The sequence below is a fragment of the Flavobacterium sp. B183 genome (assembly GCF_023539155.1).
GTDB lineage: Bacteria > Bacteroidota > Bacteroidia > Flavobacteriales > Flavobacteriaceae > Flavobacterium > Flavobacterium tructae.
The window spans coordinates 5,384,979-5,402,170 of record NZ_CP097434.1; the positions used below are offsets into that span (position 1 = coordinate 5,384,979).

Below are 17,192 nucleotides of genomic sequence, written 5' to 3' on the forward strand. Positions count from 1 at the left end.
TGAAACTTGAAACTTGAAACCTGAAACTTGAAAATCCTTTCCCTCTACAAATGCAACTGAATCTTGTACTTGTTACATATTTTCATCACATAAAGCATGATCGTCGAAAACACCAGCGACCAGATGATCCCCGGAACTCCTTCACGAAAATAACCCGGAATAATATGAATATTCAAAGCTTTACAGAAATAATAAATAGCACCCGGTAAAATGTAAATCAATAGCGGATTTGCAGCAGCGGGCATAAAGAAATTACTCCATTGGGTTTGTTTTTTAAGCTCCATAAGCCAGTACAGAAAATAGAACAAAACCGTACAAATTCCGGCTGACAGCAATGTCCAGGCAGGAGTTCCGTGTATTTTTGAAATTCCATAATATTGACGCAGAAAAAATCCGAATGAGAAAAACAATGCAATGAACCCAATTACAGTCCAATTGATTTTCTTTTCGATTTTTCGATCAAAAAACAATAATGAGATTACTATTCCTGCCGTTACCAAGGTGGCGTGTGTTAAATGTCCTGCGATAAAACGCAGCCACTCCGGTAAATGTAAACTTTGGGTCAAATTAGCGGAGTTTAGAGAAACACATACTACTAAAAAGACAATCATTGCCCATAATTTGCCTGAAACCAGCCAATAATAAATTACTGAAATAAGATACGCCCAGCCAATTAGCCCCAGAATTCCCCACCATTGAGGCGTCATTCCAATAGTACCATCAGTTTGAACATATAAAAAGTAAAGCGTTATCAGCACTGCTATTCCTCCATATTGAAATATGCTTTTTAACCCAACCGGAAAATCTTTACCATACTTATTCCAAATTGGGATTGGCATTGCGTAGGCCAGAAATCCCCAGAGTGCAGGTGCAATCATCATTTGTGCAGCATCATAACCGTCGGATGCATTGACCATAAAGACTCCCATAATGATGAGAGCCAAAGCTCTTTTTAAGGTATGTGTCCAAATCGTTCTTACGCTGTCTCCTTTAATCAATCGGGCATTAAATGCAAATGGCACTGACATTCCAACAATAAACAAGAAAGCTGGGAAAACTAAATCTACAAAAGTCATGGCATCAGCATCCGCCGGCATGTGTTTCATCCATTGAGGAACATTTACAACGCTGGCCAATTCATTTACAAAAATCATAACAAAAATTGTGATTCCTCGTAAAGCGTCTATCGAAATGATTCTTTGATTGTATAAATTTTCTTTTACTTTCATAAAATGTCAGATTTTTAAGAATCTCAAATATAATATTTTTATGAAATGACCAATTGTATTAGTTGCATTAAAATTAATCCATCACAAATTCTTCATATTTGCATACTTTTGCAACATGTTATCCTTTTTTAAATCAAAACCTCTTTTAAAAGATCTGCTGTCTGATCCTTACGTTGACATTCACTCACATCTGTTACCCGGAATTGACGATGGCGCGAAAACCATAACCGATACCATAAAGCTTGTTCGTGCGTTTCAGGAAATGGGAGTTTCACAATTTACCACCACTCCGCATATCAATCATTATGTCTGGAATAATTCGGCTCAGATTATTACTGCAAAACAGCAAGAAACTAAGCTTTTATTGGAAGAAAACCACATTCAAATTCCTTTTCAGGCTGCTGCAGAATATTTTATCGATGATTGGTTTGAAAATCATTTTAAAAATGAAAAGCTTCTCCCTTTAAAAGATAATTATGTACTGGTAGAGATCTCCTATCAAAACGCTCCCATCCACTTGTATAAAACTCTTTTTGAACTACAGGTGGCAGGATACATTCCGGTTCTGGCACATCCGGAACGTTATGTATACTATCGAAAAGATTTTAATGAATATCAGAAACTAAAAAAAGCGGGGTGTTTGTTTCAATTAAATTTGTTGGCTGTAGTGGGCTATTATGGAAAATACATTTGTAAAACTGCTGAAGAACTTCTTAAAAAGGGAATGTATGATTTTACCGGAACCGATGTACATCACATGAATCATATCAAAGCTTTTGATCAGAAAATAAAAACCAACAGTATTGCTAACTTAAAAGAAGTCATTGCTAACAATCAGTTTTTTAAATTCTAGAGCATACTAATAGGCGTTTTCTTCTCCCTTTACGATGTTGATGATTGTTTTTATAATGATTTTAACATCCAGCATCAGGCTCCAGTTCTCGATATACCAAATATCATATTCCACTCTGTTTTCCATATCAACCAATTCTTTGGTTTCACCGCGATAGCCATTGACCTGTGCCCAGCCGGTAATTCCGGGTTTGGCGTACTGACGCACTAAGTAATTATTAATCAAATCACTGTATTCTTTGGCAAGGTTCACCATATGAGGTCTCGGCCCTACGACCGACATATCTCCCAGAAAAACATTGAAAAACTGTGGCAGCTCATCAATACTGGTTTTACGAATAAAAGAACCAAATTTCGTAACACGGCTATCTCCTTTCTCAGCTTGTTTTTTATGGGCCAGACGATTCACACGCATACTCCTGAATTTATAACACATAAACGACCGGTTGTCGCGCCCCGATCTCTCCTGTTTGAAAAATACAGGTCCTGGCGATTCAATTTTAATGATCAGCATAATAACAGGAAACAGCCACGGAAACACCAATAAGATTACAGAAAGTGAAAAAACAACATCAAATACTTTTTTGATCAGTCGGTTCACGGCAAACTCCAAAGGTTCTGTCCGAAACATCAAAACCGGTGTATTTTCATAAAACGTTACTTCTACCTTACTGGACTTTGTATACTGCTGAAAATCGGGAATAAACTTAATACGCACCATGTTTTGCTCACAGATCTGTGTCAATTTATTAATAACCTCAATTTGATCAATATGCAGTGCCACGTACATTTCGTCTACCTTTCTCTCGACAACAAACTTATGAACGGCACTAAAATCACCTAACACAGTATTGGGTTCAATAATTGACGGTCTTTTGTTCTCATCAAAAAAACCTAAAAATTTGTACCCGTAAGTCAGGTCTTTTGCTAATATTTTACGGATTCTTTCTCCGGACTCGTTTGCTCCGACGATAATGAATGTTTTAAAATTATACCCCTGACTTCTGATGTACTTTAAAAGTTTCATAGACAAGTAACGGGAAATCATCAATAATCCAAAAAAAATCAAATAAAAAGAAAGCAGTCTGAGCCTTGAAATATCGTTGTATTTAAGATACACCACAAAAATAGAAATCAAAGCAGCGTGAATCACTAACTTCTTAACGGTTCTCACCAATATCGATTCTATGGGTTCTACTCTTACGCTTCGATTGGAATCATTTTGAAACAATAAGGCTACCCAAATTAAAATTGCCAATAATGAAACTGTACGCTCTTCTTTTAATAAAAGCTTATCTAAACTGCCAAATCTTGTCAGTGCAGAAAGTACTGTTGCCAGATTTAGCAACACAACATCAACGCAGACAAATAAAAGCTTGAAATAGCGAGAAAAACGATAATGCGACAGTTTCTGTAAAACTTCCATACTTTGGACTTATTCTTACTTTAAGCGAAATAAAACCTGATTAAAAATCAGTTAAAAATTAATAGTGCAAAATAGTCTTTTAATTATATTTTTCAGCATTATTTAAAATCTATCTTTAAAAGTTTACTTTTATGTTATGCAAATTTAATATTGCAGACCATGATTAAGATAATTTTATTTTTTTTCCTCACGCTACACTTTGCCCATGCGCAGGTTTCAGGCTGTACTGATCCTCTTTCCAAAAATTACAATCCCAATGCAACCGTTAACGACGGAAGCTGCAGTTATAAAAATATCCATCTAAAACCAGAATATTCAAAACTCCTCAGCGATTCTATCAAAGAAACCTCAGGATTAATTGCTTTTAACAAGTTGCTTTGGACACACAACGATGATCACGACACCACAATTTACGGATTGGATTCATTGGGAAGAATTCAAAAAAAAGTTATTCTGAAACAGGTCATCAATCACGACTGGGAAGAGATTTCACAAGACAGCTCTTTTATATACCTTGGTGATTTCGGGAACAATCTCTCCGGTAACAGAACTGATCTAAACATTTTAAAAATAGAGAAAAAATCATTCCTGGAAGGAAATCCGGCAATTGAAAAAATTTCCTTTCAATATGCCGACCAAACTGATTTTTCTGCAAAAAAACCAAACACTGCTAATTTTGACTGCGAGGCATTCATCGTGTCCAAAGACAGTATTTATTTGTTTACCAAACAATGGAAAGCCTCTAAAACCAATATTTACGTTTTGCCTAACCGGGCGGGATCTCACGTTGCACGACTAAAACATTCCTTAAACACGAAAGGTCTGGTAACCGGAGCAACTTATATAGCATCTAAAAAAACAATTGTTCTTTGTGGATACTCGAAACTTGGCAAACCCTTTTTGTACCTTTTATACGATTTCAAAAACACTGATTTTCTGTCGGGAAACAAACGAAGAATCCATCTAAAACTTCCCTTTCATCAAATAGAAGGAATTGCAACATCAGATGGACTGCATTATTACGTAACCAATGAAGCTCTGGTTCGAAAACCAATCCTTAATGTACCACAGCAGCTTCATTATTTTGATTTGAGTCCCGTACTAAGTTTCTACCTTCATAAATAATATCTTTTCAGGTTTACAATCAATGAAAATTGAAACGATTACTTCTCCGTTTAATGCGGACAGCCGAAACATTTTGCATAGGAATCAAATTGATAGGTCAATAAAACTTCATAAACACCCCCTGTCCTTCCAATTTTGGAGGTATTCATATCATAAGAAACACCTAATTTCAGCTTTTCGTACTGTAGTCCTGTAAAAAAATTTATCGAAGTCAGTAATTGATTCCCGATACCGTTTTTTGACGGGTTAGTAGCTGCTGTTGCTCCAAAATATATTTTCCCGAACAGGACTGATGTACCTATATCAAATCGGTTATAACGCCCTTGTTGCATATAGTTTGATGTAATAAGCATTTTGGTTTCATACGGCAAAAATACTACATCTACATAATCAGCCAATAGAAATTCGTAACCTGAACTTAACGAAAAGAAAGAGTCTAAACGTGCTTTTCCGTTGGTTGCAAAAGATATTCCAGGTCTGTTAAGATGTTTCATAGACAAACTAATCCATAGACTTTCGGTATTGAAAACCATTCCTGCTGATACATCAAAGAAATTAATTTTATCATTTTTTAGTATCGGATCAATTGAGGTTGGATTTATTGTACCTGTTTTTATGTTTATCTGATCTCCAAGCAGTAGATTTTGAAAACCGAATGATTTTAACCCAAAACCTACTTCAATTGCCGGTCGAAAAGTCCAGGTGTCATTAAGCTCCACTCGATAAGCATAATTCCCATTAATTTGTGTATAATTATAGTTGTTTAAATTTTGTCTTTGATTCAAAATACTCAATCCATAACCGCTGTTCATATTTTCGTTCCAAGTATTAAGGAAGGCGTAATCGGTATCGATTTTAAGATCTAAATCCGGCCATTGTTCTCTATGAATAATACCGGCATAAGTAGTTTCTCTAAACCCACTGAAACCAGGATTAAGTGTTTCCGGAATTAAGAAATACTGTGTAAAAATGGGATCTTGTGCTCTCGTTTCTGAAAAAAAGCAACCTGCAAGAATTACGATAAAAAGATTTAATTTCATACAGTGCTACTTTATTTTATTAATGTAAATGCTCCTTTTTCGGTTACTGTGTGATTGTAAAAAGTTTTGGCGGTGAGTTTATAATAATAATTCCCATTCTGGGCATCCACATCTTTTATCTTCCCGTTCCATCCACTAATATTTTTTCCCGTTTCGGTATATATAACACCTCCCCAGCTATCAAAAACAGTAATGGTAATATCTTCTAAGCCAGAAAATATGGGTGCAAATGTATCATTGTAACCATCATTGTTTGGAGTAAAAGAGTTCGGCATCATTATACTATACCCTTTTTTAATGATCAATGTTGATGTAAATTTATACTCGCATCCAAAGGGATAAGTAACTGTCTGTGTAATACTATAAGTCCCTTCTCTTGTATAAATGTGTTTTGGATTTTCTTCATTAGAAAAATTACCATCCCCAAAATCCCAAGAGGTATTTATAAAATCTCCTGTAGCTAAATTTGTGAATAAAATTGGGTCATAAACAGAATATATATCATAAACATCTTTAGCATATGAACCCGTGGTATAATTGGCGATACCTAAAACCGTTTTTTTAACATTGTAAGAGACAGCAGCTGTACAGCCAAAACTGTCCGTTACACTTAATACAATCAGTCCGTCTTTATTGGTATTCATGATTTCATTGTTATCGCCTGTGACAATCCCATCAGACCAACTTAATTTATAGGGAGGAATTCCTCCTTTTACATGTCCGATATATGTTTGATTTGCATACTTAGTTTCACAATTAAAATCTGTTTTAACTTCGATAGTAGGTGTTAGTTGTTCAAAACGGGTTATTTTCCATTCGCCCGATTTTTGACAGCCATTAATATCCGTAACGGTTACCTGATAGGTTCCAGGTGGAAGTTTATATAAATCTTCGGTTTTGGCACCATTGGACCATGCGTATGTAAATGGAGCTTTCCCTCCCGTTACAATTAAATTAATAATACCTGTATTGGCATCTGCACAATCTAACGGGTTCGAAACATCAGCATTTAGTTCCAATAATGAAGGCTCCGAAATAGTAAAGGTTTGTTTTATTACACATAATTTAGAGTCTGTAATTGTAACGCTATATTTTCCGGGTCCTATATTATTCCGTTCTATTCCGGCTGATGGATTATCATCCCAAACTAAAGTCAGCGGCGCTTTGCCTCCTAAAAGATTTAAATGAATAGAACCATCCTTTTCACCAAAACAAGAAACGTCTTTAATATCCGGTTTTATACTAAAAACGGGAGCACTTTCTATAATTATTGTAGCTTCTTTTGAACAGCCTAATGAATCTTTAATTGTAATGATATAAGATCCAGCTGATAAATTATTTTGTGTAGCTCCAGTACCCAAATTACTCCATTTTATACTATAGGGATCCCCGGTAGTGAAAGGAACTCCTCCTTTTATATTGTCAATACTAATAGAAGCATTTGCAGAATTAAAACACGACATCTCAGATTTAGTGTAATTAAAAATGATTTCTGCATTTTGGGTTAATATGACTTGCAGATGATCTGTACAACCTGATTTATCTGTAACAATCAGATTATAAGTCCCTGCAGCTAAACTTTTCAAATTTTGAAGGTTACTTGTAAATCCATTCGGACCTGTCCAATTATATTTGTAATCAAACACTCCTGAAGAAGTTTCAATAAGTCTTCCACCGGTTGCATTTATTTCGATTTCACCTGTAAAAGATCCATAACATAAGATATTCATTTGTTTGATCAGATTTACTTTTAATACTGGAGGCTCTTCGATTGTATAACTTCCTTTAAGTATGTTACAATTGTTTACTTCTGTAATTGTTACATCATAAGTTCCGGGCTCGAGACTATCTATATATTCGACAGTTTTCGGATAAGGATTTCCGTTCTTTGTCCAAACATAGGTGTAAGGTTGTGTTCCCCCTTTAACCGATAACCTGATATTTCCATCATTCAAACCAAAACAGCTTATATCATTTTTAATTGCCGAAAATTGAAATAATTCCGGTTCAGTAACTTTGTAAGTCTTTGTGAAGGGGCAATTACCATTGTCAGTTACGTTTAAAATATAATCACCGGGTTTTAAGCCCGAAATATCTTCATTAGTACTTGTAAAGCTATCAGGACCTGTCCATAGAAATGTATACGGATTTACGCTTCCAAAAGGAATACCTCCGTTTACACTCAGATCAATAGAACCGTTATTTTCCCCAAAACAGATACTATTTTTTACAGTTTCAATTACTTTTATTAATGGATCAACCGTAACTGTTAGGGTAAAATTTGCTCCGATACAAGCTTTTGACATAGGTGTTACTGTATAAGTTACTGTCGCCGGACTGCCAATATTATTTACTAAAGTCTGACTAATATTATCTTTTGGCGAAGATTGTGCACTTGCACCACTTACAGATCCTGTTGGAAAAATTACAGGTTCAGACCAAATATAAGTAGTCCCTATTGGTACATTTTCGGTTGTATTAGTGACCGGTGTAACCTGAAAGGTATTTTTGCTGCATACCTTTATTGTCTTTGAACTTATAATAGGCTTAAGGGTTAAAGCTACCGAAAAAGGAGTTGTTTTTGTAGTAGTCCCACAACTGTTGGTTACACTAAATGTGACAGTATAATTACCACTGTTGAAATAATTTATCGCCCCGGGATTAAGCGATGTAGATGAAGAAGGTGTAGCTCCGGGAAAACTCCAGAGATAGCTGATTTCTGAATCCGGAGAACAATTTTGATCTACAGTAGCAACGGGATTAATGGTTATAGAATTACAGTAATCAGGAATTGGATTCAACGTAATGACAGGAGGATTTTTTACTTGTATCATTTCTGTTACAGACCGGGAAATTCCGCATGCGTTCTTAGTAGTTAGCTGTACATAGTATGTTCCCGGATTTGCAAAATTAAAAACCGGATTCCTAGATGACGCATTGGTTCCGTTTACAAAATTCCATGCTGCTGATTTCCCGCAAAATCCTTCACTATATCTTATAACTTCCCAATTATAACTTTCAATACTACATCCCTGACTTGCATCTGTATTATTTGTAACAATAACATCTTTCAAAGCACATGCATTACTGTAGGTAAATTGAGGTTGTAATACCGGTTCAACACAAACTGTTTTTGTGACTTCATTACTTGCTCCACAAGCTGTTCTTGCTGTTAATTTAATGGTATAGTTACCCGGTGTTGTATATATATGTGTTGGATTAACTTCATTTGATATGTTTCCGTCTCCAAAATCCCAGGTGTAAATACCTGCAGTACTGCAATTATTACCATATCCTGCGCTAGATTTATTGGTAAATATTATAGATGTATTAGAACATAAGATAGCATTAATGTCGAAATCTACTTTAGGGATATCTAATATAATAACAGGACCTACTGTAAGAGTACTGCGCCCGCATCCGGTCGTTATATCTAAGCTGACCGTATTTCCCAATGGGCAATTTGCCTTTGTGAATTTATGTAATACGGGAAAGTTTAGAGAGGCCGAAGGGTTCACAGAATTATATTGTGTGGAACTTTCTAAATCTTTTTGACTATATTTCTCAGTGGTACCGTCTCCAAAATTAATTTCATATTTTGTATCTGATGGATTAGCCCCCCACGAAGCTATTGCGAATTCCATTGTATCAACCGGAAGACATAAATTAGTAGTATTACCCGGAGTTATAAGAGCTCCCTTTGGACTCGTCGAATTATTGACTATATAGGTAGCAGAATTATTACAGCCATTAACTCCCATTCCGGTAATCACCATCTTATAAGATCCTAATTTTAAGTAGTCGTGCTTTTTAGGAAAAGTAATATTGGTTTCTAAACTTCCGTCTCCCCAATCCACATTATAGGATGAAATACATGATACTGAATTAGATATATTGCCAACATTAATAGTGTATTTAGGATTCAGGTTATCTCCACATTTTTCAAAAGCTGCTCCTGAGTTATCTAAGTTTGTAAATCTTAAATTTGGCTTCTGTTTTACTAAAATAGTTCTTGAGACGACACTTACTTCACCATTGACATCTGTAACGGTCATTTTTATGATAAAACTTTGTGTCCCACAACCTAACGCTTCAAAAGTATGAGTGGGATTAATACTGGTTGAAGTTTTTCCGTCTCCAAAATCCCAAGAATATTGAAAAGGACCATTACCACTTACAGCCGAAGTAAATGCAATAAGGGTACCTGAACAAGAGTTGTCATTGGTGAAGCTAAAATCGATGCTGGGAGCTATTGAAATAGGATTACTAAAGGCAATGTTACTATTAAAACCATATCCAAAAGAAGTAATAGCTAATGAAAAACAGAGTATAAAAAAAGGAAGTTTCTTCATGAAAATTTTCACATTAGTTAGATATTGCTTTGAGAGTTATAAATAATAACACTTAAATACATCTTCAAAAAAGAACGAATTTAGCTACAATAAAACTTGATTCTTATTTAAATGTATTACTTGGTCTTTTGATGTAATAATTGGTCTCTTTTAACACATAACTATGATGAAACAGAATATTTATAAAACCTGTGGGGTATGCTATCAAAAAAAATGATTTAACATATAAATTGGTTTTACTTAGTGCCTCTCTATTTATTTGAGTACTCAGATGGTTCCTATTAGTGAAGATATCAGTATCCATAATTGTAAAATTTAATAATGCCTCATTAATGCAAATATCCGTTGATCCTGAGCTGCAGGATTAACGGATACTTGGTTATAAAATGATTAAAATATATCTAATTTCAACAATTACATCTGTAAAAATCAGTCCATTTTTAGTCCATTTTTTTCGATGAAATACATTATATTCTTTCGCATTACTATCAGGTACTATGCGTTTTAAACCCAACTTTGAGACCAATAAAACTTTTACGAGATTTGATTTTGTATCAAACCAAATCCCGCAAAACCTTTTTATTTAATTTTAGACAATAGCAAATTAAAATTATCGATTACCAAATTTGGCTCATCGTACATAATGTAATGTCCGGATTTTGTAGTCGAAACGTGTGTAAAATCAGAAACTCCGTCTTTTAATAATTCATGCGCCTTAAACCATTTTTGTTTATCTGATTCAGAAATAGAGGCATCGACTTTTAAGCTCGAAATTACAATTACAGGAATATTTGGCAAATGTGGAAGTGTCGCCATATATTGAGAATCTTCTATTATTTCTCTGGCTTCGAGTGTTCCTCCAAAATTTTCTCCAAAATTGGTCTTAAAAAGATTATAAAGCATATCCTCCTCCTCTTGCGTAGGCTGATTGTAATACTCGTGTGATGGATCTATAAATAATAATCCGGCAACTTTAGAAGAATTTTTAACAGCATAATCTCTAATAATCATTCCACCAAGCGAATGTCCGACAAGAATAACTTTTCTACCATTCGAAAAATTATTAATTACAGTTTCGAGTTCACTTCTTAATTGATTTATATTTCTTGGTTTTGAATCTTTATCAGATTTCCCATAACCGGCTCTGTCATAACTTACAATATCTAATTTGGCGTTTAATTGTGCAGGTATTTTTTTTTCGTCCCAAACCGAATGTCCGTCTCCAAGTCCGGATTCAAAAACAATCAAATATTTTGTGTTATGAATAATCGAATAAGTCATTACTTTATGAGTTCCTAAATCGACTCTTGTTTCTTTTACTGTTTCCTTGTCATTCTTTAAAGTGTCATTGTCTTTGTCGCAGGAAGTAAATACAAAGAATAAACTTAGACCCATTTTTACGATACCGTTTTTTGCTGATTTCATTTCTTTAAGATTAAAATTTTCAGCAAAAATCTCATAAAAACAAAGGCTGGTCGTTCGGGTTTATAAAGCAGAACCTATTTGTTTCTTATATCCTGAGGGGGTTTGTCCGGTCAGTTTTTTAAATGTGGTATTAAAAACAGTTTTTGAATTAAAACCTACAGAAAATCCAATCCCAAGTAAACTTAAACGATCCATTTCAGAATTGGCCATAAGTTTTTTTGCTTCTTCAATTCTATATCTGTTTACAAATTGATAGAAATTTTCATTGCATCCGTTATTGATTACATAGGAAAGAACATGTGTCGATACATTCATAGAAGAAGCCAATTTTACCAAGCTCAAATCAAAATCTAAAAAAGGTTTTTCGGTATTCATTAATTGTAACAACCTGCTTTTTTGTTCTTCCAATTCTTCGGGAGTCAATAATTGTTTTCTTTTGCTTTCCGGAAGAGAAGTTTCAACAATAATATTTTCTATTTCTTCTTTTTCTTTTAATGAATAAGGGAAAATTTCTTTTTGCTTCTGCCAGTAATACGTGATGTAAAGAATACCTAAAAAATAAATCAAACTTGTTAGAATATCAAAAGTTTTGTTTCCCTCCGAAATTTGAAACACAATATCAAGAATCCAAAAAATCGTGATAAAAATAACGCCGACAATAATATTTTTCAGCCATTTTAAATCCAGATTCTCAGAAGTAGAATTTAAAAATTTAATCGTTTTTTCATGTTTAACAATTTTTTGATAAGCCAAAAAACAATAAATAAAAACGTACAGGCTGAAAATAAAATTAAATATGACTATGGTTTTCTGTACAATTTCCGGACTTATATCTTCGGGTTTATGGTTGTCGTCTATTACCCAGGAACTCATAAGAAGAATAAAGACCAGGAAAGCGAAACTAAAATGTAAATAATCAATTGCTTTCCATTTTCTAACGGGCTCGATATAATAGCTCACACTTAGATAAAATACAGGAGCAACAACAAAACTGGAGATGTTTATTAATTGATTCAGAATATCATCTTCTCTGAGTATTTTGCCGTCTACAATAACATTTTCAAGTACGATTAAAAAAATACAGCCCATAAAAGATCCAAACCAGCGATTGGCTTTTACATTGATCTTATTTTGATTTACAAATATTATAAATGTCAGTAAAAATGCTGCACCGCAAATTATTGCATTGAATATCGAGTACATAAAACAATTTTGATCACAAATCTAAGTAATTAAGTTTGTCTTACTCAACTTAAATAAGATTAACAATTCGCAAATCGTAAGATAAAAGTTTACTTTTGCAAAAAGTTATGTTTTCTAAAATACTCATAACTCATAATTTATAACTTACAATATACAAAGTGAATTACCTATCTGTAGAAAACATATCCAAATCATTTGGCGAAAAAACCTTATTCGAAAACATCTCTTTTGGAATCAATAAAGATCAAAAAATTGCCTTCATCGCAAAAAATGGTTCCGGAAAAACGACCATTATGAGTATTATCAATGGTTTGGACGAACCCGATACAGGACAGGTAGTTCTAAGAAAAGGCATCCGAATGGCTTTTCTTTCTCAGGACAATAACCTGCAGGACGAATTGACTATCGAAGAAAGCATTTTTGCTTCCGATAATGAGACGCTTAAGATTATTGAGGCTTATGAAAAAGCATTAGAGAACCCAAATGATGAAGAAGCTTACCAAAAAGCTTTTGACGGAATGGATCAGCACAATGCCTGGGATTTTGAAACACAATACAAGCAGATTTTATTCAAACTAAAACTGGAGGATTTTAAACTGAAAGTAAAAAATCTTTCGGGTGGACAAAAAAAACGTCTTTCACTGGCGATCATTTTGATCAATCGTCCGGATTTATTAATTCTGGATGAGCCAACCAACCACCTTGATTTAGAAATGATCGAATGGTTGGAAAGTTATTTTGCCAAAGAAAACATTACCCTTTTTATGGTAACACACGACCGTTTCTTTTTAGAGCGTGTTTGTAACGAAATTATCGAACTTGATAACGGGAAATTATACCAATACAAAGGAAATTACTCTTACTATTTAGAGAAAAAAGAGGAACGTATTACTTCTGAAAATGCCAGTGTTGACAAGGCCAAAAACTTATTCGTTAAAGAATTAGAATGGATGCGCCGTCAGCCTAAGGCAAGAACTACAAAGTCGAAATCTCGTCAGGACGACTTTTACGTGATCAAAGAAAAGGCACAAAGCCGTCGTAAAGAAAATAAAGTAGAGCTTGAAATTAATATGGAACGTATGGGAAGCAAAATTATTGAGCTTCACAAACTTTCTAAAAAATTCAAAGACAAAGTTATACTCGATCATTTTAGTTTTGATTTTCAGCGTGTTGAAAGAATTGGAATTATTGGTAAAAATGGAACCGGAAAATCTACTTTTCTAAATCTTCTTACGGGAACGATCCCACCAGACAGCGGTCGTGTTGTAAAAGGCGACACCATCAAAATTGGTTACTATACACAAAGCGGAATCAATCCGAAACCGGGACAAAGAGTTATCGATATTATTAAAGAATACGGAGAGTATATTCCGTTAGCCAAAGGCAAAATTATATCGGCTTCACAATTATTGGAGCGTTTTCTTTTTGACGCCGAAAAACAATATGATTACGTTGACAAATTAAGTGGTGGAGAATTAAAACGTTTGTATTTGTGTACGGTTCTGATTCAGAATCCTAACTTTTTAATTTTAGATGAGCCTACAAACGATTTAGATATTGTGACGCTAAACGTCTTAGAAAGCTTTCTATTGGATTATCCGGGATGTTTATTGGTAGTTTCGCACGACCGTTATTTCATGGATAAAATTGTCGATCATTTATTTGTTTTCAGAGGACAGGGTGAAATCGAAAATTTCCCCGGAAACTACTCTGATTTCAGAGCCTACGAAGACAGTGCCGATGTGGCTCAAAAAGAAGAAAACAAGGCCGAAAAGAAAGACTGGAAGCAAAACAATCCAACCGGAAATCTAAGTTTCAACGAGCAAAAAGAATATCAGAAACTGGAAAGAGAAATCAAAGATTTAGAAATCGAAAAGACTAAAATCGAACAATTATTCTCTGACGGAAAAGTTGCCGATGCTGATATCGAGAAAAAGGCAAACGAATTACAAAACATCATCAACAAAATCGATCAGAAAGAAGAACGCTGGTTCGAGCTTTCGGCTAAGATTGAAGGATAGTTATTCCGCAAAGATTCACAAAGAAGAAACGCAGAGCTACACCAAGCTTTATTTTTCTTTTGTGAATCTTTGTTTTTCTTTGTGAATCTTTGTGCAACAAAAAAAGCATAGTATTTTTTATATTAGCGACTTTATTAACCCCATATTACATTATTTTTCTATGAAATACCTTTTAACTTCACTACTTGCCGTAATGCTTTTTATTTCTTGTTCAAAAGATGAAAAAGAAAAGGATTACACCGCTCAAAACGAAAAAGAAATTACGGATTATATTGCCAAAAATAAACTAACAGCACAAAGAACCAGCACAGGACTTTACTATGTTATTGATGTTCCGGGAACCGGAACTCAGCCAACGGCAAAATCTAATGTAACCGTAGCTTACAGAGGCTCTTTTACCAATGGAACGGTATTCGATCAAAGTAATTCAGATGGAATTTCGTTCTATTTAGATGAAGTTGTAAAAGGCTGGACAGAAGGCATTCCTTATTTTAAAACCGGTGGAAGCGGAATTCTTCTTGTTCCTTCGCATTTGGGCTATGGCAGCAAAGGAAATAAAAAAATCCCCGGAGGCTCAGTACTTATTTTTGATGTTAAATTAATCAAGGTAAACAAATAAATTTCAATTGACAAAATGATTCTATAAAGATCAATTAACTACTTTAATTTAGAATCAAATACTCAAACAATTACACAGAGATTCGCAAAAAAGCGAGCTTAAAAAAGTTTTTTTTTGTGAATCTTTGCATTTCTCTGTGAATCTCTGCAAAACAAAAAAATGCTACATACAATAAAATCATATCTCAAATTTCTTTGGAACTCTAAAAACGAGCATGCTGTTCATTCTCCGTTTGTATTCCATCTATTGACGAAATGTTTTTACGACAGGAAACCAAAACCGGAATATTTAATTCTAAAAAAATATCGAAAATCACTTTTAGAAAATAAAAACTTCATCGAAGTAACGGATTTTGGAGCGGGTTCAAAAGTTTTTAAATCCAGCAGCAGGCAAATTTCAAAGATTGCCCAAACAGCCGGAATCTCTCCAAAACGGGCCGAATTGTTATTTCGTGTGACCAATTATTTTCAGCCTAAAAATGTTTTAGAAATTGGAACATCATTAGGTTTGGCAACTGCTGCTCTGGCTTTAGGGAATTCAAAAGCAAAAGTTGTTACATTAGAAGGTTGTCCAAATACAGCAAATGTTGCTCAAAATCAATTTACAGAGTTTGATTGTTTGAATGTAAATTCAATTGTAACAGAATTTGAAAACTATCTTCAGGATATTCAATTGAGACTAAAAACGGAGACTGAGACCTTCGATTTAATCTATTTCGACGGTAATCATTCCAAAAAAGCAACTCTGGAATATTTCAATCTTTTATTGCCAACAATCAATAATGATTCGGTTTGGATCTTTGACGACATTCATTGGTCAGAAGAAATGGAAGAAGCCTGGGGAATCATCCAAAATCATCCAAAAGTAAAAGTCACTATAGATACTTTTCAATGGGGATTTGTATTTTTTAGATACGAACAGGAAAAAGAACATTTTATGATTCGCGTTTGACAAATGACTTTAAAATGATACTTTTATTACATTCTATACTTATACATTTATGAATGCGATAAAAATCGACACCCCTTTACAATACCCTATAGCTGTAACAGAATTTAAGTCCACGGCTCCGAGCGACAATTGTGTGATTATAGCTTCGGCCACCGGTGTTAAACAAAATTATTATTACAATTTCGCAACGTATCTTTCTGAAAATCATTATTCTGTTTTTACTTTTGATTATGGCGGAATTGGCGACTCAAAGTCCGCACCGCTTTCTAAATTTAAAACAACTGCTTCGGATTGGGCCAAAAATGATTTCGAAACGGTAGTCCAATACGTCAAAGAGAAAAATCCTCACAGTAAATTATTTGTGATCACCCATAGTATTGGCGGTCAACTAATAGGTTTAGTTCCTTCTAATCATTTATTTGATGGTATTGTAATGGTGGCATCACAATCCGGAAGCTGGATACACTGGAAAGGATTTGACCGATTAAAAATGCAGTTTTTGTGGTATGCAATTATACCGTCTTTTACTAAAATCTTCAATTATCTCCCTTCCAGTCACTTCACCCGAATGGAAGATTTGCCAAAAGGAATGGCGATTGAATGGGCCAAATGGTGCAAGAAACCCAACTATCATTTTGACTGTATCGAAGATGCAAAAGAACATTACGATAAAATAAACTGCAGCATTAAATCTTATAGTATCGACAATGATTTTTACGCCACTGTATCGGCAATTGATTGGATTGCTTCCAAATTTAAAAAATCTGAAGTAAGCAGAATTCATTTAAAAGCAGAAGAATTTGGCGTAAAAGACATAGGCCATTTTGGTTTTTTCAGAAGTCAGTTTAAAGATACTATCTGGCCTATTTTTTTAGAAGATTTAAAAAGATTTCAATCCTAATAATTTACAAAATAGTAGATACAAAAATGGCAACCAATTCCGGCTGCC

The 17,192-nt window shown here is 34.3% G+C and carries 12 protein-coding genes; 6 read left to right on the plus strand and 6 right to left on the minus strand.

All coding sequences use genetic code 11. The features are described from left to right. Positions 1-44 precede the first annotated feature (44 nt). Positions 45-1,229 (minus strand): DUF5009 domain-containing protein, encoded by a 1,185-nt coding sequence (locus tag M4I44_RS22100; protein WP_249966130.1) that lies wholly within the window; start codon positions 1,227-1,229, stop codon positions 45-47. A 115-nt stretch (positions 1,230-1,344) separates the two neighbouring features. Between M4I44_RS22100 and M4I44_RS22105 the strand changes: the two genes are divergently transcribed. Continuing rightward, entirely contained in the window at positions 1,345-2,082 is a 738-nt protein-coding gene (locus M4I44_RS22105) for a tyrosine-protein phosphatase (protein ID WP_249966131.1), read from the plus strand. Between the two features lie 6 nt (positions 2,083-2,088). Here M4I44_RS22105 and M4I44_RS22110 read toward each other — a convergent pair whose 3' ends face one another. After that, positions 2,089-3,507 (minus strand): undecaprenyl-phosphate glucose phosphotransferase, encoded by a 1,419-nt coding sequence (locus tag M4I44_RS22110; RefSeq protein WP_249966132.1) that lies wholly within the window; start codon positions 3,505-3,507, stop codon positions 2,089-2,091. Positions 3,508-3,666: 159 nt separating this feature from the next. On the opposite strand from M4I44_RS22110, the gene M4I44_RS22115 reads away from it, so the two are divergent. Further along, a complete protein-coding gene (locus M4I44_RS22115; protein ID WP_249966133.1) occupies positions 3,667-4,632 on the plus strand; it encodes a T9SS C-terminal target domain-containing protein in 966 nt (321 codons plus the stop codon). Positions 4,633-4,682: 50 nt separating this feature from the next. On the opposite strand, the gene M4I44_RS22120 is transcribed toward M4I44_RS22115, so the two are convergent. The 4 genes from M4I44_RS22120 to M4I44_RS22145 all read right to left on the minus strand — a co-directional run bounded on the left by M4I44_RS22120 (position 4,683) and on the right by M4I44_RS22145 (position 12,652). Continuing rightward, positions 4,683-5,672 (minus strand): PorP/SprF family type IX secretion system membrane protein, encoded by a 990-nt coding sequence (locus tag M4I44_RS22120; RefSeq protein ID WP_249966134.1) that lies wholly within the window; start codon positions 5,670-5,672, stop codon positions 4,683-4,685. Between the two features lie 11 nt (positions 5,673-5,683). After that, the gene (locus M4I44_RS22125; RefSeq protein WP_305881775.1) at positions 5,684-10,024 is read right to left on the minus strand and encodes a PKD domain-containing protein; all 4,341 of its coding nucleotides are present in this window, start codon (positions 10,022-10,024) and stop codon (positions 5,684-5,686) included. Between the two features lie 579 nt (positions 10,025-10,603). Beyond that, complete coding sequence (locus M4I44_RS22140) at positions 10,604-11,449, minus strand: alpha/beta fold hydrolase (RefSeq protein WP_249966135.1); 846 nt, start codon at positions 11,447-11,449, stop codon at positions 10,604-10,606. A gap of 60 nt (positions 11,450-11,509) precedes the next feature. Then, on the minus strand, positions 11,510-12,652 hold the full coding sequence (locus tag M4I44_RS22145; protein ID WP_249966136.1) for an AraC family transcriptional regulator: 1,143 nt from the start codon (positions 12,650-12,652) through the stop codon (positions 11,510-11,512). Positions 12,653-12,810: 158 nt separating this feature from the next. On the opposite strand from M4I44_RS22145, the gene M4I44_RS22150 reads away from it, so the two are divergent. The 4 genes from M4I44_RS22150 (at position 12,811) to M4I44_RS22165 (ending at position 17,144) form a co-directional block, all read left to right on the plus strand. Next, positions 12,811-14,673 (plus strand): ABC-F family ATP-binding cassette domain-containing protein, encoded by a 1,863-nt coding sequence (locus tag M4I44_RS22150; protein WP_249966137.1) that lies wholly within the window; start codon positions 12,811-12,813, stop codon positions 14,671-14,673. Positions 14,674-14,833: 160 nt separating this feature from the next. Continuing rightward, positions 14,834-15,292 (plus strand): FKBP-type peptidyl-prolyl cis-trans isomerase, encoded by a 459-nt coding sequence (locus M4I44_RS22155; protein WP_017495161.1) that lies wholly within the window; start codon positions 14,834-14,836, stop codon positions 15,290-15,292. 159 nt (positions 15,293-15,451) lie between these two features. Then, positions 15,452-16,243 (plus strand): class I SAM-dependent methyltransferase, encoded by a 792-nt coding sequence (locus tag M4I44_RS22160; protein WP_249966138.1) that lies wholly within the window; start codon positions 15,452-15,454, stop codon positions 16,241-16,243. Between the two features lie 49 nt (positions 16,244-16,292). After that, positions 16,293-17,144, plus strand: a complete 852-nt coding sequence (locus M4I44_RS22165; protein WP_249966139.1) for an alpha/beta fold hydrolase — start codon at positions 16,293-16,295, stop codon at positions 17,142-17,144. The last annotated feature ends 48 nt before the right edge of the window (positions 17,145-17,192 follow it).

What these genes read in the sequence shown, in the direction of transcription:
- M4I44_RS22100 (WP_249966130.1), bottom strand. Translation starts at nt 1,229, where the DNA reads ATGAAAGTAAAAGAAAATTTATACAATCAAAGAATCATTTCGATAGAC.
- M4I44_RS22105 (WP_249966131.1), top strand. Translation starts at nt 1,345, where the DNA reads ATGTTATCCTTTTTTAAATCAAAACCTCTTTTAAAAGATCTGCTGTCT.
- M4I44_RS22110 (WP_249966132.1), bottom strand. Translation starts at nt 3,507, where the DNA reads ATGGAAGTTTTACAGAAACTGTCGCATTATCGTTTTTCTCGCTATTTC.
- M4I44_RS22115 (WP_249966133.1), top strand. Translation starts at nt 3,667, where the DNA reads ATGATTAAGATAATTTTATTTTTTTTCCTCACGCTACACTTTGCCCAT.
- M4I44_RS22120 (WP_249966134.1), bottom strand. Translation starts at nt 5,672, where the DNA reads ATGAAATTAAATCTTTTTATCGTAATTCTTGCAGGTTGCTTTTTTTCA.
- M4I44_RS22125 (WP_305881775.1), bottom strand. Translation starts at nt 10,024, where the DNA reads ATGAAGAAACTTCCTTTTTTTATACTCTGTTTTTCATTAGCTATTACT.
- M4I44_RS22140 (WP_249966135.1), bottom strand. Translation starts at nt 11,449, where the DNA reads ATGAAATCAGCAAAAAACGGTATCGTAAAAATGGGTCTAAGTTTATTC.
- M4I44_RS22145 (WP_249966136.1), bottom strand. Translation starts at nt 12,652, where the DNA reads ATGTACTCGATATTCAATGCAATAATTTGCGGTGCAGCATTTTTACTG.
- M4I44_RS22155 (WP_017495161.1), top strand. Translation starts at nt 14,834, where the DNA reads ATGAAATACCTTTTAACTTCACTACTTGCCGTAATGCTTTTTATTTCT.
- M4I44_RS22160 (WP_249966138.1), top strand. Translation starts at nt 15,452, where the DNA reads ATGCTACATACAATAAAATCATATCTCAAATTTCTTTGGAACTCTAAA.
- M4I44_RS22165 (WP_249966139.1), top strand. Translation starts at nt 16,293, where the DNA reads ATGAATGCGATAAAAATCGACACCCCTTTACAATACCCTATAGCTGTA.